15 protein-coding genes are annotated in these 19,255 nt (G+C 72.7%); 7 read left to right on the forward strand and 8 right to left on the reverse strand.

Annotated elements, in window-relative coordinates:
* Positions 1-49: 49 nt before the first annotated feature.
* From BJY14_RS37920 to BJY14_RS37950, 7 genes are read right to left on the reverse strand one after another with little or no spacing between them, the layout of a single operon-like run.
* The gene (locus BJY14_RS37920) at positions 50-742 is read right to left on the reverse strand and encodes a putative N-acetylmannosamine-6-phosphate 2-epimerase (protein WP_179848003.1); all 693 of its coding nucleotides are present in this window, start codon (positions 740-742) and stop codon (positions 50-52) included.
* Positions 739-1,587 carry an ROK family protein gene (locus BJY14_RS37925; protein WP_179848004.1) on the reverse strand — a complete coding sequence of 283 codons (849 nt, stop codon included), beginning with the start codon at positions 1,585-1,587 and terminating at the stop codon, positions 739-741. The genes BJY14_RS37920 and BJY14_RS37925 overlap by 4 nt, the downstream gene beginning before the upstream one ends.
* Before the next feature lie 2 nt (positions 1,588-1,589).
* A complete protein-coding gene (locus BJY14_RS37930; protein ID WP_218905769.1) occupies positions 1,590-2,558 on the reverse strand; it encodes a dihydrodipicolinate synthase family protein in 969 nt (322 codons plus the stop codon).
* Positions 2,555-3,571, reverse strand: coding sequence for an oligopeptide/dipeptide ABC transporter ATP-binding protein (locus tag BJY14_RS37935; RefSeq protein WP_179848005.1), 1,017 nt, complete (start codon positions 3,569-3,571; stop codon positions 2,555-2,557). Before BJY14_RS37935 ends, BJY14_RS37930 begins: the two co-directional genes overlap by 4 nt.
* The gene (locus tag BJY14_RS37940) at positions 3,568-5,526 is read right to left on the reverse strand and encodes a dipeptide/oligopeptide/nickel ABC transporter permease/ATP-binding protein (RefSeq protein ID WP_179848006.1); all 1,959 of its coding nucleotides are present in this window, start codon (positions 5,524-5,526) and stop codon (positions 3,568-3,570) included. The genes BJY14_RS37935 and BJY14_RS37940 overlap by 4 nt, the downstream gene beginning before the upstream one ends.
* Positions 5,523-6,482 carry an ABC transporter permease gene (locus BJY14_RS37945; RefSeq protein WP_179848007.1) on the reverse strand — a complete coding sequence of 320 codons (960 nt, stop codon included), beginning with the start codon at positions 6,480-6,482 and terminating at the stop codon, positions 5,523-5,525. The genes BJY14_RS37940 and BJY14_RS37945 overlap by 4 nt, the downstream gene beginning before the upstream one ends.
* Positions 6,483-6,509: 27 nt before the next feature.
* Positions 6,510-8,105 (reverse strand): ABC transporter substrate-binding protein, encoded by a 1,596-nt coding sequence (locus tag BJY14_RS37950; protein WP_179848008.1) that lies wholly within the window; start codon positions 8,103-8,105, stop codon positions 6,510-6,512.
* A gap of 158 nt (positions 8,106-8,263) precedes the next feature.
* On the opposite strand from BJY14_RS37950, the gene BJY14_RS37955 reads away from it, so the two are divergent.
* The 7 genes from BJY14_RS37955 (at position 8,264) to BJY14_RS37980 (ending at position 18,421) form a co-directional block, all read left to right on the forward strand.
* Entirely contained in the window at positions 8,264-8,992 is a 729-nt protein-coding gene (locus tag BJY14_RS37955; protein ID WP_179848009.1) for a FadR/GntR family transcriptional regulator, read from the forward strand.
* Between the two features lie 77 nt (positions 8,993-9,069).
* Positions 9,070-10,746 carry a sialidase family protein gene (locus BJY14_RS37960; RefSeq protein WP_179848010.1) on the forward strand — a complete coding sequence of 559 codons (1,677 nt, stop codon included), beginning with the start codon at positions 9,070-9,072 and terminating at the stop codon, positions 10,744-10,746.
* Between the two features lie 658 nt (positions 10,747-11,404).
* On the forward strand, positions 11,405-12,556 hold the full coding sequence (locus tag BJY14_RS37965; RefSeq protein WP_179848011.1) for a Gfo/Idh/MocA family protein: 1,152 nt from the start codon (positions 11,405-11,407) through the stop codon (positions 12,554-12,556).
* The gene (locus BJY14_RS46015) at positions 12,553-12,708 is read left to right on the forward strand and encodes a hypothetical protein (protein ID WP_246396261.1); all 156 of its coding nucleotides are present in this window, start codon (positions 12,553-12,555) and stop codon (positions 12,706-12,708) included. The genes BJY14_RS37965 and BJY14_RS46015 overlap by 4 nt, the downstream gene beginning before the upstream one ends.
* Positions 12,681-13,469: an ROK family protein gene (locus tag BJY14_RS37970; protein WP_312879625.1), complete on the forward strand. Its 789-nt coding sequence runs from the start codon at positions 12,681-12,683 to the stop codon at positions 13,467-13,469. The genes BJY14_RS46015 and BJY14_RS37970 overlap by 28 nt, the downstream gene beginning before the upstream one ends.
* A gap of 234 nt (positions 13,470-13,703) precedes the next feature.
* Positions 13,704-16,880 carry a chondroitinase family polysaccharide lyase gene (locus BJY14_RS37975; protein ID WP_179848012.1) on the forward strand — a complete coding sequence of 1,059 codons (3,177 nt, stop codon included), beginning with the start codon at positions 13,704-13,706 and terminating at the stop codon, positions 16,878-16,880.
* 140 nt (positions 16,881-17,020) lie between these two features.
* Complete coding sequence (locus BJY14_RS37980) at positions 17,021-18,421, forward strand: glycosyl hydrolase family 28-related protein (protein WP_179848013.1); 1,401 nt, start codon at positions 17,021-17,023, stop codon at positions 18,419-18,421.
* 38 nt (positions 18,422-18,459) lie between these two features.
* Here BJY14_RS37980 and BJY14_RS37985 read toward each other — a convergent pair whose 3' ends face one another.
* The gene (locus tag BJY14_RS37985) at positions 18,460-19,227 is read right to left on the reverse strand and encodes a sugar phosphate isomerase/epimerase family protein (protein WP_218905770.1); all 768 of its coding nucleotides are present in this window, start codon (positions 19,225-19,227) and stop codon (positions 18,460-18,462) included.
* Positions 19,228-19,255: the final 28 nt, after the last annotated feature.

Here is a 19,255-nt window from a genome sequence, read left to right on the forward strand (position 1 = left end):
CCGGGGCCTTCCGCCAGGCCGCCGGCCTGCGGGCCGTTCTCACAGCCGGTCAGGATGGCGCGAGCGCGGCGGCGAACCTGGACGTGATCCACTGAGGGTCGGTGATGGCGGTGCCGACGACGACGCAGGTCGCGCCCGCGCCGAGCGCCGTCGCCGCCGACTCCGGCGTGTGGTACCGGCCCTCGGCGACGATCAGCGCGTCCGGCAGTGCGTCCCGAAGCTCGCTGATGAGTCCGAGGTCGGGGCCGTCGGGGGGTGGGTGGGGACGGGTGTAGCCGGAGAGCGTGGTGGCGACGGCGTCGGCCCCGGCCGCAGCGGCGGCGACGCCCTCGTCGAGGGTGGACACGTCCGCCATGAACAGCGCCCCCTCCTCGTGCACGGCCTGGATGGACGCGGCGAGGGCGCGGCCGTCGGGGCGCGGGCGGAACGTGGCGTCGGCGGCCACGACGTGCGCGCCTGCGGCGGTGACCGCGCGGGCCGCCTCGACCGTGGGGGTGATGAAGACGCCGGCGGTCCCGTTCTTGGTCAGGCCGATGACCGGGACGTCCACCGCGGCGGCGACGGCGGCCACGTCGGGCACGCCGCCGACCCCACCGCAGCGGATCGCGGCGGCGCCGCCCGCGGCGGCGGCCCGCGCCATCCGGGTCAGGGCGGCGGTGTCGCGCAGCGGATGGCCCTCCCCGGCCTGGCAGGACACGATCAGCCGGCCGGCGACGGCGGCGGCGAAGGTCTCGGGGGTCATCGGCGGCTCCCTCGGGGTGCGGTGGCAGTCATCGCGAGCAGCGCCGCGCCCACCAGCGGGGCGTCGGTGCCGAGGCGGGCGGGGACGATCGGCGTCGCGCGCAGCGGCGGCAGCGCCTCCGCGCGGAACGCGGCGACGACGGCGTCCAGGAACGGGGCGCCGATCTGCGCGACGCCGCCGCCGATCACGACGGCGTCGGGGTCCAGGACGGCGAGCAGCCCGGCGAGCGCGCGGCCGAGCAGTGTGCCCGCGCGGGGCGCGTCGCCGGTGGCGGCGATGGCCGGGCCGGACGCCACGGCCTCCAGATGGTCGCGCCTGCCGCAGCCGCACGGCACCGTCCCCCGTTCCGGGACGAGCAAATGCGCGATCTCCCCGGCGGTGCCGTGCGCGCCCTGTTCGAGGGCCCCGGCGACGGTCAGCGCGCCGCCGACGCCCGTCCCCACCGAGACGTGCAGGACCCGGTGGTGGCCCGCGGCGGCCCCCGCCTTCGCTTCGCCGCAGGCCATGGCGCGGACGTCGTTGACGACCGTGACGGGCAGGCCCGTGCACTCGGCGAGGATCTCCCGGACGCGCGTGCCTGCCCATCCGGGCAGGATGTCGGTGGCCGCGACGACCGTGCCGGTCGCCGGGTCCACCACGCCCGGCGCGCCGACGCCGAGGGCTCGGACGGGAACACCGGTGAAGCCGTCCAGGAGCTCGGCGGCCGCCGCGAGCACGGCGTCCCCGCCCCCGCCGGGCGTGGGGACGCGGGCACGCTGCAGGACCGTTCCACCCTCGTCCACCAGCGCCGCCGCGATCTTGGTGCCGCCGATGTCGAGGGCTGCGCACGCCCCCGCGCCGGGCACGGTCACAGCAGCCCGGCCGCGGCGAGCCCGCGCCGGACCCGCTCGGTCTCCGCCGCGTCGAGCGGGATCTGCGGCGGGGCCGTGATCGGGCAGTCGATGATCCCGCGCAGGTGCAGGGCCGCCTTGAACGAGCCGAGGGCGGACGAGCCGCGTCCCATCCGGGCCGGCGCGCCCGCGTCGACGATGCCGAACAGGCGCAGCAGCCGCTCCTGCTCGGCGCGGGCCTCGGCCCACCGTCCGGCGCGGCAGTGCCGGTAGAGCCGGACGTACCCCTTAGGATCGACGTTGCCGAGGCCCGGCACGACCCCGTGCACGCCCATGGCGAGTGCCGAGTCCACGGTCAGCTCGGTGCCGGTCAGGACGCTGAACCCGCTCGTGCCCTCGTCCCGCAGCGCGAGCAGCAGGGCGCGCAGACCGCCCTCGTCGCCGCTGGAGTCCTTCACACCGGCGACGACCCCCTCGGCCGCGAGGCGCAGCAGCATCGCGGGGTCCAGTTTCGAATGCACCGAGACCGGCAGGTCGTAGGCGAACACGGGCACCGGCGCCGCCGCGGCCACCTGGCGCAGGTGGGCCTCGACCTCGGCAGGGTGCGTGCGGGTGTAGAACGGCGCGGTCACGACGATGCCGTCGCAGCCGGCGCCCGCGGCGGCCCGGCCGTGCTCGATCACCCGCAGCGTTGCCATGTCGATCGCGCCGCCGAGCACCGGGACCTGTCCCGCGACGTGCTTGACGACGGTCTCCAGGACGGTGCGCCGGTGCGCGTCGGGCAGGAACGCCACCTCGCTCGTCGAGCCGAGCACGAACAGGCCGTCCACGCCGGCGCCGACGAGGTGGTCGACGAGCCGTTCGAGGGACGGGACGTCCACCTCCATCTCGGGGGTCAGCGGCGTGCAGACGGGCGGGACGACGCCGCCGAGCACGGGAGCAGCCGGCCCGTCCGCGAAGCGGGGGCCGGTGGGAGCGACGGTCACGGAATCTCCTGGGAAACGGTCGACAGCGCGAGGTGGGACGGGTCGGTGACGGGATGCAGGCACCGGTACCGGTGGGCGGGTTCGGCCGCCGCCGTGAACCCCGGCATGGCGGCGCCGCACGCGTCGGTGGCGCGCCAGCAGCGGGTGCGGAACGGGCATCCGCTCGGCGGGTGCACGGCGGAGGGCACGGGGCCGTCCAGCCGGATCGGCTCCATCGGGTCGAGCAGGCTGGGCGTCGCCGACATCAGCGCCCGCGTGTACGGGTGGCACGTCTCGCCGCGGGCCACCACGGCGGCCGGCGCCTCCTCGACGATGCGGCCGAGATACATGGTGACCACGCGGTCGGACATGCGGCGGACGGTCTGGATGTCGTGCGAGACGAACACCATCGCCAGCCCGAGCCGGTCCTTCAGGTCGAGCAGCAGGTTGAGGATCTGCGCCCGCACCGACACGTCGAGGGCGGAGGTGGGCTCGTCGGCGACCAGCAGCGCCGGTTCCAGCGCCAGGGCGCGGGCGATCGCGACGCGCTGCCGCTGCCCGCCCGACAGTTGCCCGGGCAGCGCCGGGGCGAGGTGCGGCGGCAGCCCGACCAGGGACATCAGCTCGCGGACGCGCTCGTCCCGCTCCGCCGGGGCGCCTCGCCCGTGCACGTCCAGCGGGTCGCGCAGGATCGTCCGGACGGGCAGCCGCCGGTTGAGGGCGGTGGCGGGGTCCTGGAACACCATCCCGACCGACGCGCCGATCCGCGTCGCGCGCTCGCGGCGGCTCAGCGCGCCGAGGTCCTCGCCCTGGAACCGGACCGTGCCCGAGGCGGGCCGGACCAGCCCGACCAGCACCTTCGCGAGCGTGGACTTGCCGCAGCCGGACTCGCCGACGACTCCCACCGTCTCGCCGCGCCCGACGGCGAGGTCGGCGCCGGTCAGCGCGTGCACGGCGTCGCGGCGGAACGGGGTGCCGCCGCGCACCGGCAGCCGCACGTGGATGTCGCGCAGTTCCACGACAGGGGTGGTCATCGTGCGTCTCCCGCCTTGGTCGAGACCTGGTCGGACGGTTCGGCGGGCTCGCCGGCCGGGTGGTGGCAGGCGAACGCGTGCCGTTCGGGGTCGCCGGACGGCTTCGGGCGGGCCGCCGCGCACAGCTCGGTCGCCGCGGGGCAGCGGCCGGTGAACCGGCAGCCCGCCGGGAACCGCGACGGCGCCGGGACGACGCCGGGGATCTGCTGCGGGCGGTCCCGGGCGGATTCCAGCGACAGGACGGCGCCGAGCAGCCCGCGGGCGTAGTGGTGCCGGGGCGAGGCGACGACCTCCGCGGTGACACCGGTCTCGGCGACCTGCCCGCCGTACATCACGACCACCCGGTCGGCGACGTCGGCGACCAGCGCGAGGTCGTGCGAGACGAGGATCAGCGCGAACCCGAGCTCGGCACGCAGCCGCAGCAGCAGCCGCATGACCGCGGCCTGCACGGTGACGTCGAGCGCGGTGGTCGGCTCGTCGGCGACGACGAGCCGCGGGTCGCGCGACAGGGCCATCGCGATCAGCACCCGCTGCCGCTGCCCGCCGGACAGCTCGTGCGGGTAGCTGCGCAGCGTCCGCTCCGGGTCCAGGCCGACGAGGTCGAGCAGTTCGGCGGGGGTCCGGGTGCCGCCGCGCCGGGTCAGCTGGCGCAGCTGGGCGCGGACGGTCATCGCCGGGTTCAGCGACGACAGCGCGTCCTGGTAGATCATGGCCATCTCGTGGCCGAGCAGCCCGCGCCGCTCGCGCGCGGGCATGGCGCGAAGGTCCCGGCCGTCGAACAGCAGCCTGCCGCCGATCCGCGCGCCGCGCGGCTCCAGCCCCATGATCGCCAGGCTGGTGAGGCTCTTGCCGCAGCCGCTCTCGCCGACGAGCCCGACAACCTCGCCGGGACGGACCTCCAGTGAGACCCGGTCGACCACGCCGATGTCGCCGTAGCGGTCGGGGAATCCGATGGTGAGGTCCTCGACGCGCAGCAGCGGCTCGCCGTACGGGAGGGGACGGGCACGGCCCGCGAGCCGCCGCCCGGCCTCCCGCAGCCCGGCGTCCGCGATCTCGCTCCGGGCGGGCGCCCGCACGGTCGCCGGGCGGTCGTCCGCCGTCTCCGGCTCCGCGCCGGGCGCCCGGCCCGCCGGCGCGGCCCAGGCGTCGGACACCCCTTCGGACAGGGTGTTCAGCACGAGCACCGTGATTAGGATGAACAGGCCGGGGAAGAACGTCGCCCACCAGCCGCCCGCGAGCACCAGGGACTTGCCGTAGGCGATGACGCTGCCCCACGAGGGGTTCGGGTCCTGCACGCCCGCGCCGATGAACGACAGGCTCGCCTCGAACACGATGGCGTTGGCCACGACGATCGTGCAGAACACCAGGATCGGCGCCGCGCAGTTGACCACGACGTGCCGCCGCAGGATGTGGACCCGTGCCGCGCCGATGACGCGTTCGGCCGCGACGTAGTCCTCGCCGTACTGGGAGAGCACGTTGGCGCGCACCACCCGCGCGATCTGCGGGACGTACAGGAACGCGATCGTGCAGATCAGCACGGGCAGGCTCGTGCTGAACACGGTGACGAGCACGGCCGCGAGCGCGACCGCGGGGAACGCCATGACCACGTCCAGGCAGCGCATCACGATCTCGTCGACGACGCGGTGCGCGGTGGCCGCCAGGGCGCCGAGCAGCCCCCCGGCCACGAGCGCCAGCGCGGTGGCGCCGAGCCCGATGGCGAGGGACCAGCGCGCCCCGTACAGGACTCGGGCGAAGACGTCCCGGCCGACCCGGTCGGTGCCGAACCAGTGCGCGCCCGACGGGCCCTGGCCGGCGATCCCGGTGGTCAGCGGGTCGTGCCGCGCCACCAGCGGCGCGGCGAGCGCGGCCAGGACGATCAGCAGCAGCACGAGCGCGGCGCGGGAGGCCGGCCGCAGCCGACCGAGCGCGCCTCCGGCCGCCTTCAGCGCGGTCATCGCGTCGCTCCCTTCAGCCGGGGGTTGGCGAACAGGTAGAGCACGTCCACGAGCAGGTTGACGATGAGGAACGTCAGCGCGATGCACAGCACGACGCCCTGGACGAGGGCGGGGTCGCCCGCCGTCACGCCCTGCATGATGAGGGTGCCGAGGCCGGGCAGTCCGAAGATCGCCTCCACCACGACCGCGCCGCTCAACAGGTAGCCGATCTGCAGCCCGAGCACGGTCAGCGGAGTGATCAGCGCGTTGCGCAGCACGTTGCGCCCCACCACGACCGTGCGCGGCAGGCCGCCGCCGACGGCGGTCCGCACGTAGTCGCGGTCGAGCTCCTCGACCATCGCGGTGCGCACGACGCGGGCGAGCAGCGACCCGACCGGGAACCCGACGGCGAGCGCGGGCAGCGCGAGGCTGCGCAGCCAGCCGCTCAGCGAGTCGGCCGGGTTGACGTACCCGCCGGTAGGGAACCAGCCGAGCCGCAGCGCGAACCACTGAATCAGCAGGATGCCGAGCCAGAACGAGGGCATCGCGACGCCCGTCATCGACACCACCCGGATGGCCTGGTCGGGCCAGCGGTCCCGGAACAGCGCCGCGGTCACACCGAGGGCCAGCGCGAACACCACCCCGGCCAGCACCGCCAGCAGGGTGAGCTGCAGCGTCAGCGGGAACGCCGTGCCGATCGCGTCGGTGACCGACCGGCTCGGCGGCGCCGTCACTCCGAGGTCGCCGCGCAGCAGGTCGCCCAGGAACCGCACGTAGCGGACGGGCAGCGGGTCGGTCAGCCCGTGCGCGGCCGCGTAGGCGTGCCGCGCCTCGGGCGTCGCCCCCTCGCCGAGGGCGTTGTAGGCGGGGTCGTTGGGGGAGAAGCGCAGCACGACGAAGACGAAGAGCGTGATGCCCAGCACCATAGGTACGAGGGTCAGCAGCCGTCCGGCCGTCATGCGCAGGATCGTTGTCATGGGTGGCGTCCGTTCTGCCGGGCGGCGTCAGCCGCGGCCGACGTCCAGGAACGACAGGCCGGTCGTCGACATCGGCCGGAACCCGGGCAGCGCCTCGCGCTTCCAGCCGGTGCCCAGCTTGCGGTGGAAGATCGGGTACAGCGCGGCCTGCTCGGCGACGACGTCGATCGCCTGCCGCCACAGCTCCTTGCGCGCGGCCGCGTCCGCCTCCCTGGCCGCCCCGTCCAGCAGGGAGACGACCTTCTTGGCCTCGGCGGTGCCGGAGTTGAAGCTGCGGTGCTCGGGCCAGGTGCCGACGTAGAACCAGCGCATGAGCAGGTCGGTGTCGTTGCCGAACACCGACGGGTCGCCGGGGGCGGCCATGACCTGGTACTTGCCGTTGTCGACGCGGTTGGCGTACTGCCCGCCGGACTGGCCCACGTTGAGCGTGGTGGAGACGCCGACCGCGTCCCAGCTCTGCTTGATCAGCGGCGCGCAGTCCTTGACGAAGTCGGTGTCGGTGGTGACGAGCTCGACCCGCAGGTCCTTGGCCCCGGCCTCCGACAGCAGCTTCTTCGCCTTGCCGGGGTCGTAGCCGTACACCGTGGCCGCCTTGATGTACTCGGGGTGCCCGGCGGGCAGGAAGCTTGTCGCGGCGACGGCGTTGCCCAGCAGCGCCGTCTTGATCAGCTTGTCGGTGTCCAGCGCGTAGTGCAGCGCCTGCCGGACGCGCACGTCGTCGAACGGCTTCGCCTTGCAGTTGAACATCAGGAACAGCAGGCCGAAGCTCTGCACCGACTGGACGGCCGCCGCCTTGGCCAGGGCGCTCGCGTTCAGGTACGGCACCGCCTCGATCGCCTGGACGCGTCCCGACTGGAGAGCGGTGACGCGGGCGGAGGGGTCGGCGAGCAGGAGCCACCTCATCTTCGCGACCTTCGCGGGCCGCGGGCCGTTGTAGGTGCCGGCCCTGACGAACGACAGCCCGTCGCCGGCGTTGGCGGCGGTCAGGCGGAACGGCCCGGAGCCGACCGGCAGCGCGTCGAACTTCTTCTGGTCCGCCTGGACGATCTTCTTCGGCACGATCCTGACGACGGACAGCCGCCCGGCGAACAGCGCGAACGGGTACTTGAGCTTGAAGTCGACCGTGCTCGCGTCGACCTTCTCCACTGCGTCCAGGAAGGGCAGGAACTGGACGAACAGCGAGGCGTTCTTCGGGTCGAGGACGCGCTCGAAGCTGAAGACGACGTCGTCGGCGGTGACCGCGGAGCCGTCGTGGAACTTCGCGCCGTCGCGGAGCGCGACCCGGTAGGTGGTGTCGTCCACCTTGGCGGGGGCGGCCTTCGCGAGCGCGTTGAAGGGCTGCCGGGTGACCGGGTCGAGGTCGACCAGCGGCTCCAGCACGTGCAGGTTGGCCGCGACCGCGACGGCGCTGGAGGCCGTCATCGGGTCGAAGCCGCCGGACAGGGCGTAGGCGAGGGCGGCCTGGATCGTGTCCTTGGCGCCGCCGGATCCGCCGGAGCCGGTGGAGGAGGGGCCGCCGCACGCGGTCAGGCCCGCGCTGATCGTCGCCGCCGCGCCGAGCAGTCCGGTGTAGCGCAGGAAGTCGCGGCGGCTCGTGTCGCCGCCGGGGCGCAGGTCGGTCACGTCGTCTCCCAAGTGAGGTTGGGGTTGCAGGGTAGTCGGCGCAGGTCGTAGGGGAGGTAGGACATCCAACGTCGTTCGTCGGTGTACGGTAGGCCCCGGTACCGGCGAGGTCAAGTGCCGGGCCGCGGACGAATCGAGCGGATGGGGAGCGTGGGCCGATGACCGCAGCGCGGACGCGGGGACGTGCGACGCGCGGCCGGAGCAGCCGGACCGAGGAGGTTCAGCAGCGGATCAAGCAGTTGATCCTGGAGCGCGGGCTGGCGGTCGGCGACCCGATGCCCACCGAGTTCGACCTGGTCGAGGAGCTCGACGTCAGCCGCAACTCGCTGCGCGAGGCGCTGAAGGCGCTCCAGGCCGTCGGCATCGTGGAGATCAGGCACGGCTTCGGCATGTACGTCGGGAGCATGTCGCTCGACGCGCTCGTCGACGAGCTGACCTTCCACGCCCGCATCTCCAAGCGGCAGGGCCGCGACGACCTGGCGCACCTGGTCGACGTCCGCGAGGTGCTCGAACGCGGCCTGGTGGAGCAGGTGATCGACCGCGGGCTGGCCGCCGGCAACACCGAGCTGGACGAGGTCATGCGCCGGATGAACGCCGAGGCGGACGCCGGGCAGGTCACGCCGGAGACCGACCGGATGTTCCACGAGCTGCTCTACCGCCCGCTCGCCAACCCCATCGTGAACCAGCTGCTCGGCGCGTTCTGGGACGTCTACCGGACGCTCCAGCACGACCTCGCGCCCGTGCGGCAGGAGGCGTCCGACGTCGCCCAGCGGCACCGCGACATCTACGAGGCACTGCGCGCCGGCGACCGCCGGGCCGCCGCCACCGCGATGGCCGCGCACTTCCGCGGCATCCGGGAACGCCTGGCGCAGGCGCGCGGAGACTGATCGGCGGGGGTTGACGGCCCCTCGCTCCACGTCTACCTTCATCGGACATCCTACATCCCACGTCCGAGGTACACGCCATGCACGCGTCCCCACGCGCCGCCACGGTCGCCGCCATCACCCTCCTGGCCCTGATGCCCGCCGCCCCCTCGCACGCCGCCGACCAAGCCGCCCTCGTCACGCAGGACTGCACATCCAGCCGCATCCAGGAAACGGTCGTCAACCGGACGTCCAGCCCCACCACCTTCACCCTGACCTGGCCGGGCACCGGCACCTGGACGGCCCGGGTCGCCGCCGGCGACAGCGCCAACTTCCACTTCACCAGGCCGTCCGGAACCGCCTACACCTTCCACACGACGACGCCTGAGGGCCTCGACCAGACCAACAGCGGCACACTCGACTGCACCAACGCGCTCAGCGCGCGCACCGCCATGGACTGCGGCGCACCCCACCGCCTTCGGCTCATCCTGGCCAACAGATCCCCGGCAGACCGCGCGTTCACCGTCACCTGGCCCGGACGCTCCAGTTGGACCGTCACCGTCCCTGCGGGCGCGGGCAACAACGACCTCTTCTGGACGGTCCCCGACAGGACCCCCTACACCTTCCGGATCTCCTCGGGCACCTGGAGCGACACCCTGTCAGGCACCTCCGGGTGCGGTCTCGGCTCCGGTACGCCCGGCATGAACGCCCAGACCGTCCTGACCACGTCCACCGTGATCGACGGCTTGGACAAGGCGGCCAAGTCCGTTCGCATCCCTGCCCTCGCCGTGAGCAACCACGGCACCGTGGTCGCCGTCATGGACGCCCGCGTGGACGGGAGCTACGACCTCGGCGGCGGCACCAACAACATCCAGCTCGCCATGACCCGCAGCACTGACGGCGGCGCGACGTTCTCCCACCCGAAGATCATCGCCAAGGCGCCCACGACCTCCGAGGGGTACGGCGACCCGAGCCTGCTCGTCGACCGGACCACCGGCCAGATCTTCTGCTTCTTCACCTACGCCCCCAAACCCGGCGTCGGCTACTCCGGCTCCACTCCCGGCGACACATCGGCGACCGCGACCACCAACACCCACATCCGCTACGTCACCTCGACCGACGACGGCGCCACCTGGAGCACCCCCGTCGACCTGAACCCCCAGGTCCGCAAGGTGGACTGGGCGGGCATGTTCGCCTCCTCTGGCCACGGGATCCAACTGGCCTCCGGTCGCCTGGTCCAGCCGATCGTCTACCGCGACGCCTCCGGCGACCACGCGGCCGACATCTACTCCGACGACCACGGAACGTCCTGGCACAACGGCACGACCGCGGGCTCAGGTGTCAACGAGAGCAAGGCCGTCCAGCGCTCCACCGGCCGCATCGCGCAGAACATGCGCTCCAACTCCGGCGGCGACCGCTGGTACTCCACCGCCCCCGACGTCACCGCCCCCTTCGGCGCCGCCTGGAACAGCGGCCTGATCGACCCGGGCTGCAACGGCGACGAGATCTCCTACCTGCGCCCCACCGCCGGCGCCCCGTCCCTGACGAACATCGCCCTACACAGCAACAACGCGGCCACGTCCCGCACCGGCCTCACCATCCGCGTGAGCCGCGACGACGGCGCGAGTTGGCCTCACGAAGCCCTCATCAAACCCGGCACCGCCGGCTACTCGACCATGGCCGTCCTACCCGACGGCACCACAGCCACCCTCTACGAGATAGCCGACACCGGCGGCATCGTCTTCACCCGCCAATCCCTGCGCTGGCTGGAGTCCTGAACCCAACGGAGGCCGAGGCCGAGAGCCTCGGCCTCCGATCCCGTGCCGAGGTTTTCACCGCCGGGTCGGTCAGGTGATCGGTCTCAGGCCGGAAGGGTGAGGGCCCGTCGTAGGATTTGCGGGCCTTAACCTGCCTGCAGAACGCCTCCGGAGGCGGACGATCGCGCCCCGCTCAGGGAAGATCCCGGCCACGTCGGTTCGCGGCGGATCTCCTAGTTCGGGCGATCCTGGGGATCATTCGACCAGATCTGCTGCCAGCGCTGGCATGGGAGGCGGGTGAAGCCAGCAGATCGAGTTCGGCCGCCTCCAGGTGCTCGACAGGTCGGGATGCTTGGCCTCCAGGCAGGTGTCCACGCGGGCATGGGCGTGGACCTCCACGTGCGCGGGCCTGTCGAAGATGAGTCGCAGCCCGACGTGTAGCGGTCGATGATCAAGTCGATGGCCCGATGTTCGGTCGAAGGCGCATTAGCGCGTCCGGCACCCTCGTGGGTCATCACTCATTCATCTCTTGACTGCTGTGACCTCTCGTTCTTAGCTTGCCAAGGCAAGGAAAGCGCTTTCTCATCCGTCGGTGGAAGACCCGAACCAGTCCATATGCCGCTACCACGCCGCGGTTCCGACGGCAGCCGCCGATGGCCGCGCTGACAGGAGGAACGGGATGGCACGCAGGTCCATCGGGATCGTCATGAACGGCGTCACCGGCCGGATGGGGTACCGCCAGCATCTTCTGCGCTCGATCCTCGCGATCAGGGAGCAGGGCGGGGTCCGCACGGCCGAGGGCACCGTGCTGTGGCCGGAGCCGGTGCTGGTGGGACGCAGCGAGGTCAAGCTGCGCGAACTGGCCGAACGGCACGGGCTGACGGCGTGGACGACCGACCTGGCCGAGGCGCTGGCGCGTCCGCACATCGACGTCTACTTCGACGCCCAGGTCACCTCCGCGCGGGTCGAGGCGATCCGCGCGGCGGTGGCCGCCGGCAAGCACGTGTACACCGAGAAGCCCATCTCGGAGGATCTCGACGAGGCGCTCGCCCTGGCGCGCCTGGCCGAGGAGGCCGGGGTCAAGCACGGCGTGGTGCAGGACAAGCTGTTCCTGCCGGGGCTGCTCAAGCTCAAGCGGCTGGTGGACGGCGGGTTCTTCGGCCGGATCCTGTCGGTGCGCGGCGAGTTCGGGTACTGGGTGTTCGAGGGCGACTGGCAGGAGGCCCAGCGGCCCAGCTGGAACTACCGCGCCGAGGACGGCGGCGGGATCATCCTGGACATGTTCTGCCACTGGCGGTACGTGCTGGACGGGGTGATCGCGCCGGTGCGGTCGGTGCAGGCGCTGGGCGCGACGCACATCGGCGAGCGGGTGGACGAGCACGGCAAGCCCTACGAGGCCACCGCCGACGACGCCGCCTACGGGATCTTCGAGCTGGAGGGCGGGATCGTCGCCCAGATCAACTCCTCGTGGGCCACCCGGGTGTTCCGCGACGAGCTGGTGGAGTTCCAGGTCGACGGCACGGAGGGGTCGGCGGTCGCGGGGCTGCGGCGGTGCCGCGTCCAGCACCGGTCGATGACGCCGAAGCCGGTGTGGAACCCCGACCTGCCCGCCACCGAGGACTTCCGCTCCCAGTGGCAGGAGATCCCCGACAACACCGAGTTCGACAACGGCTTCAAGGCCCAGTGGGAGATGTTCCTGCGCCACGTCGCCGACGACGGCCCCTTCCCCTGGGACTTCTACGAGGGGGCACGCGGCGTCCAGCTCGCCGAGCTGGGCCTGCGGGCGTGGCGGGAGGGCCGCCGCCTCGACGTCCCGGAGCTGACGCCATGACCAGCGGCTGCGTCGTCGCGCTGGATATCGGCGGTACCCGGATCAAGGCGGGCATCGTCGGCCCCGGACACGAGGTCCTGCTGGATCGCACCCGCGACACCGGGGCCGCCGAGGGGCGGACGCCGTGGCCGCGCGCGTGCTCGACCTGGTGACGGAGTTGCTCGATGAGGCGGAGGCGGGTGGGTGCGCCGCCGGCGCCGTGGGCGTCGCTGTCCCGGGCATCGTCGAGGAGGCCGCGGGCCGGGTGGTCCTGTCGGCGAACCTGGGCTGGCGCGACCTCGACCTGGCCGCCCTTCTCGCCGAGCGCACGGAACTGCCCATCGCGATCGGGCACGACGTGCGCGCCGGCGGTCTGGCCGAGTCGGTCTTGGGGGCCGGCCGGCACTGCCGCGATCTGCTGTTCCTGCCGATCGGGACGGGGATCGCGGGCGCGATGATCCTTGACGGCCGCCCGTACGCCGCCGGCGGCTACGCGGGGGAGATCGGCCATCTGCGTGTGGAGCCGGACGGCCGGCCGTGCCGATGCGGCGGCGGGGGCTGCCTGGAGCGGTACGCCTCGGCGGCCGCGATCGCCGGCGCCTACGCCGCCCGCGCCGGGGAGCCGGTGACCGCGGCCGAGGTCGCGGCGCGCGTGGCGGCGGGCGACCCGGTCGCCGTCGCGGTCTGGGGGGAGGCGGTCGAGGCGCTCGCCGTCGCCCTCGGCGCCTACGCCACGGTCTGCGCGCCGGAACTGGTCATCGTCGGCGGAGGGCTGGCCGGGAGCGGTGAGCTCCTGCTGGAGCCGCTGCGCGCCGCGTTGTCGGCCCGGCTGACCTTCCAGCGCGTCCCCCGGATCGTCCGCGCGGAACTCGGAGACCGGGCCGGTCTTCTGGGCGCCGCACTGCTGGCACGCGCCGGTGCCGGAGCGCCGTGAGCGTCTTAGTGGCCAATTGCCACCGGGTTTGCGGGCGGCGCTGAACGGGATTCAGTCGACGTCTCCGAAGTGCGGGTGCGCCCGGGGGCGTAGCCGTCATGATCTGTTTTCATGGGTCGGCCCCACGCAGATTCACGCCAAAAGTCGAAGTTCTCCTCATTGACTCTTGAATCCTCTCCTTCGCGCCGGATCTGATGCTGAGCCGCGAGAGCCGCCGGTTACAGGAGAATCGCCATGACGGACGAACCCCGCCCCATCGCGCGCAGGACGGTATTGGGCTGGGCGGCGCTGGGCGCCGCGGGCCTTTCGGTGCCCTTCAGGCCGCTGACCGCGTCGGCCGCGCCGGCCGCCACCGACCTTGAGCGGCGGGCGCTGGCGCTGAAGCCTCCGCTGCTGCTCTTCGAGACGGCCGTGCCGCCGCAGATGAGCGCGGGCGCCGGCTCGCGGCTGGCCGTCAGCGACACCGCGGTCATGGCCGGGACGCGGTCGCTGCGGTGGGACTACGAGCCCGGGGGCGTGATCACGGTGCGGGCCGACCTGCGCTACGCGCCCGCCGCCTACCGTCCCGGCGCCGACCAGGCCTTCAGCGGCACGGTCGACGCCATCGCCGTCTGGATCCACAACCCGTCCCCGCTGGACGGCGTCGTCCGGTTCGAGTTCGGCCGGGGCCCGGACCGGACCGACGCCTGGTTCGACCTCCACCTCGGATTCTCCGGCTGGCGCACCGCGTGGGCCCGCTACGACCACGACATGTCGGGGCGGCCCCACCGGGGCATGGACACCGTCCGGATCATCGCTCCCAGCGGTGTTCCCGCCGGGACATTGCATCTCGACCAGATGTTCCTCAACACGGCGATGCGTCCCGACCACCCCACCGGCGACCTTCAGGTACCGATGGTGAACCGCGAAGTCGCCAGTGCCGACAACGCCCACTGGCTGGCACTCCTGCATTTCAACGGACTGCTGAACTCCCATCGTCCGCCGGCGCCGGCGCCGTCCCCGCGAGAGCGCGATTCCCTGCAACACATCCTCACCGGATACCTGGATTACACCGCCGTGCCCCTCAAGGCGGATTCGTCGACCGTCGCCGCTTTCGACGCGAAGCTCGCCGAATTCGGCATTCCCGCGCCGGACGCTCCGCGCGGTAAAGGACGTCCCGTCTTCAGCCACCAGGCGGACATCTATCCGGCCGACCTTGCCGCCGATCTGAACGCCCACGTGAACGCCGTCCGGCTGCGGGACTGCACCGACCTGATGCAGCAGATCGCGCGAGCGCACGCCTCCGCGGACGCCGAACTGCGCCGGCCGCTCGGCGACCAGTACCTGCGGCTCGTCACGCACCTGCGGGACCGGGGCTGGGCCTTCGGCAGCTGCCAGGGCACCGTGCACCATCTCGGCTACGACATCCGCGGCTACTACGACTCGGTCCACCTGATGCGCGAGGTGCTGGCCTCCGCCGGGCTGCTCGACGAGGTCCGCGCCGATCTGACCTGGCTCACCGGCCTCGGACGCATCTTCTGCGACTGGGAGGACGCCGCTCCCTACGGCGGCGTCATGGACATCGTCAACACCACCGTCCGAGGGATCCTCGCCGCTATCCTGCTGATGGACTCCGACGCCGAGAAGGTCGCCTACCTCAAGGCGCTCAAGGGATGGCTCGACCACGCGCTCGTCCCCGCGCCGGGCATCCAGGACGGGCTCAAGCCCGACGGTGGCGCCTTCCACCACGTCGGCTTCTACCCCGACTACGCGCGGGACGGGTTCAACGGCCTCTCGCCCGTCATCACGGTCCTGAGCCGCACCGCCTTCGCGCTCTCCGAGGAGGCGCACACGGCCGTGAAGCGCGCCGTGCTGATGATGCGGATCTACGCCGACAGGGACAACTGGCCGCTCAGCATCACCGGACGGCACCCGACCGGGAAGACCTCGCTCTCCGTCACACCGTTCCAGTGGCTGGCGCTGGCCGGAACCCCGGACGGCGCGGCCGAGATCGATCCCGAGGTGGGCGCCGCGTTCCTGCGCCTCCTGCCGGCCCGCCCGTCCTCGGCGCAGAACAAGGCGGCCCAGCAGGTGAAGGCGGCGGGCATCACCGCCGAGCAGGCCCCGCAGGGCAGCTGGGCCCTGAACTACGCCGCCCTGGCCCTGCACCGCCGCGACGAATGGCTGGTCGCGGTCCGCGGCCACAACCGCTACCTGTGGGGAACCGAGATCTACCCCCTCAGCAACATCTACGGCCGCTACTGCACCTACGGGCAGATCCAGGTGCTCGGCCGCGGTGATCCGGTCAACAACCTCGACAGCGGGTTCCGCGAGGAAGGCTGGGACTGGAACCGGTGGCCGGGCACGACCACCGTCCACCTGCCCCTGGACGAGCTTGAGGCGGACCTGTCCGGGACGATCGAGGAGATGCTGCTGACGGACGCGCGCTTCGCCGGCGCCCACACCATCGACGGGCGCCACGGGATGTTCGCGATGGAGCTGCACGGCCACCCCAAGTACGACGCCGGGCACCGCGCCCGCACGTCGGTGTTCCTGTTCGACGACCGCGTCATCGCGCTCGGGTCGGGCATCCGCAACGACGACCGGCGGCACGAGACCGAGACGACGCTGTTCCAGGCCCACCTGGCCGATCCCTCCGCCCCGACCGTCCTCGGCGGGCGCGGGCCGATCACCAGCCTCCCCCACACCGAGCGGCTGGAGCGGATCCCCCGGCCGACCTGGCTGGTCGACCACGTCGGCAACGGCTACTATCTCGCCGCCGGGCAGACCGTCGGGCTGTCCCGCTCCGCCCAGACGTCCCGGGACCAGAGCGGCGCCCGGCTGACCAGCGCCGACTTCGCGACCGCATGGCTCCAGCACGGTCGCGCACCACGGAGGGCCGGCTACGAGTACGCCATCGTGGTCGGCGCGTCCCCGCAGGAGATGACCGACTTCACCGACCGGATGCGAGAGACGGCCGCCGCGCCGTACCAGGTGCTGCGCCGCGACGACGGCGCCCACGTCGTCAGGGACCGCGCCACCGGCATCACCGGCTACGCCGTCTTCGAGCCCGGCCGGCGGCTCGCGGTCGCGCCGGTCGCGGAGGTCGACACACCCTGCATGATCCTTTTGCGCCGTGCCGGGGACGCGCTCGTCCTCTCCGTGACCGATCCCGACCTGCGCCTGTACGAGGGGAACGACCCGGGCCAGTACGACGCCCGCGGCCGGTTCGTCGGCGGGGTCAGCCCGTTCGCGGTGAGCTGGCGCAGCGATCCGAGCAGGCCGCACACCCTGCGCATCACGCTCGACGGCGTGTGGCGCCTCCGCGAGGCGGACGGGGAGGTGCGGGCGGCGGTTGCCGGCGGCTCGACGGTCGTAAAGGTCCGGACCGTCGACGGCCGGCCCGTGCAGATGCGCCTGGAACCCGCCTGAGCGGCCGCCCTCCACAACCAGCCGCAACACCCTCAGAAGCCGGCAGGCGCCTCCCGTGCCCTTGCCCGTAGGAGGAAGGAAGCCAATTGCGACCCTTGAAATGTCATGGCGGGACGAGACCGCCCGCGGCGGCGCTGGTCATGACCGCAGCGGTGCTGCTCGGCGGGATCTTAGGCGTCCCGGACGCTTCGGCGGCCTGGAGAGGGCCGGCGGTCGCCGCGTCCTGCTCCAGCCTGGTCAACGCCGTCACCACCGGTGGAGCCGCCGGGGACGGGCAGACCGACGACACCGACGGCATCCAGCGGACGATCACCATGGCCTACGAGCAGGGCGCGTGCGTGTACCTGCCTCCTGGTGTCTACCGGATCACCCGTGACCTGGACTGGACCAGGCCCGCCTCCATCATCGGGAATGCGGGCTCGGCCGCCGTCCTTTACAGCCCGGACAACAAGGCACTGGCCGACACCGTCTACGGCAACCAGTGGGACCGCGCGCCGCTGGTCGACAACGTCGTCTTCGACGGGCTCCGCATCGACCTCAACGGCCCCTACAAGAGCGGCTTGGCGATCAAGCGGAGCGTCTTCGTCAACCGCATCGCCCCTGGAGAGACCCCCACCGGCGGCGGCAGCAACACCTTTACCACCGCGCAGGTGGCTGCCAAGCTCAGCAACCTCCGCGAATCGCAGGTCACCGATTCGATCTTCCTGTCCGACCGTCCGGTCGACGGCGGCACGCCCGTCTACACCTACCGAACCACCGGCGTGACGGTCTCCGGCAACCTCATCGGCGCCGACCTGTCGTCCCTGGGGTGGCTGAGCCGATGGCCCGGTTCACGGTCGTGGACGCAGCCGCCCGCGGCGCGGCTCGACCAGCTCCGCCGGCTCACCGGCCTGCCGAACGCGCTGGGCCACCTCCAGCGCGGCGGTGCGTTCCAGCTCGACCAGAACCTCACCGTGAGCGGCAACATCGTGATCCGCGACCCGCGGAGCCGGGCCAAGAGCGATCATGCGCTCTACGCATGGGGTTTCGGTGGCCTGATAGTCAAGGGCAACTGGGTGCGGGGCTGGCCACAGTCCGCCGCCGGCGGGCTGAAGGTCCGCAACGGCACGACCGCCACGATCGCCGGAAACCATCTCGACGGAACGGCCGTGCTGCTCTACACCTACGCCGCGACGAATGTTCCCGAGGTGTTCCAGGATGTCGTGGTCTGCGGCAACGTCTACGACATCCGCAACGTCACCGCCGGATCCGACCACAGCGGCATCCAGTACTGGCGCAACTTCGCGGGCACGGACGTGGAGCGGTCGATCGCCGTCTTCGGCAACCGCTTTATCGATCCCGCTGCCGGGCAGCCGGGCCGGCCCGACATCTCCCAGTCCGCCGGCGACCCGGACGCCTTCGGCGTCCACGACAACACCTATCCCGACGGGTCCCCGGTGCCGGTGGTCGGAATGCGCCCCGCCACGCCCACCACCCAGCAGCAAGCCCGTTGCTCCGGGGTCACCGCCCCTGAGATGCAAGTGCCTGAATACACCGGTTGACGCCGCGGCACGTGCCGATCTCCGGCCGACCCGCCGGGTCACGGCCGGGTGCCGAGCCGCGAGAACCATTTCCTTCCCGCGGCCAGGAGGGTGGGGAGCGGGGCCGCCTCGGGGAACCAGGCGGCCTCGTACTCCCAGCTGACCCAGCCGCGGTACCGGCCGCGCGCGAGGACCTCGCCGATCTCGTCCAGGGGAAGGACGCCGCCGCCGAGCGGCACCGGTGCGCGGGACGGCGAGACGTCCTTGAACTGGACGTACGCCAGCCGGTCGGCCAGCGCGGCATGGGTGGCGCGCGGGGGTTCGCCGGCCAGCCGTGGATGCAGGACGTCCCAGATCGCGCCGGCTCCGGGCGCGTCCGCGATGAGCGCCGCGACGTCCCGCCCCCGGGGATGGGAGTCGTGGGTCTCGACCAGCACGCGGACGCCGTTGTCCCGGGCGTCGGCGTCGACCTGGTTCAGCCGCCGGGCCGCCGCCGGGCGGTCGAGGCCGCCGGGGAAGACGCGCAGGAAGGGGCTGCCGAGGTCCGCCGCCAGTTCCAGGTGGCGGCGCAGGTCGTCGAGGACGGGCCGGTCGGAGCCGGGTGCGGCGATCTTGATGTAGGAGGCCAGGCACAGCGGGGTAACGCCCGCCTCGCGGCAGGCGGTGGCCGCCCGGCGCCGCTCGGGGGACGGCATGTCCGGCCGGACCGCTTCGCCGTCGGCGCACCTGAGCTCCAGCCCGGTGTACCCCTCGCGGGCGGCCAGCCCGAGCACCTCCGGCAGCGGCATGCCGGGGACCCCCAGCGTCGAGAAGGCGAGATCGATCACGGGGCGTCCAATCCGCCGCGGGCGCGGC

The organism is Actinomadura luteofluorescens, assembly GCF_013409365.1.
Classification (GTDB): domain Bacteria; phylum Actinomycetota; class Actinomycetes; order Streptosporangiales; family Streptosporangiaceae; genus Spirillospora; species Spirillospora luteofluorescens.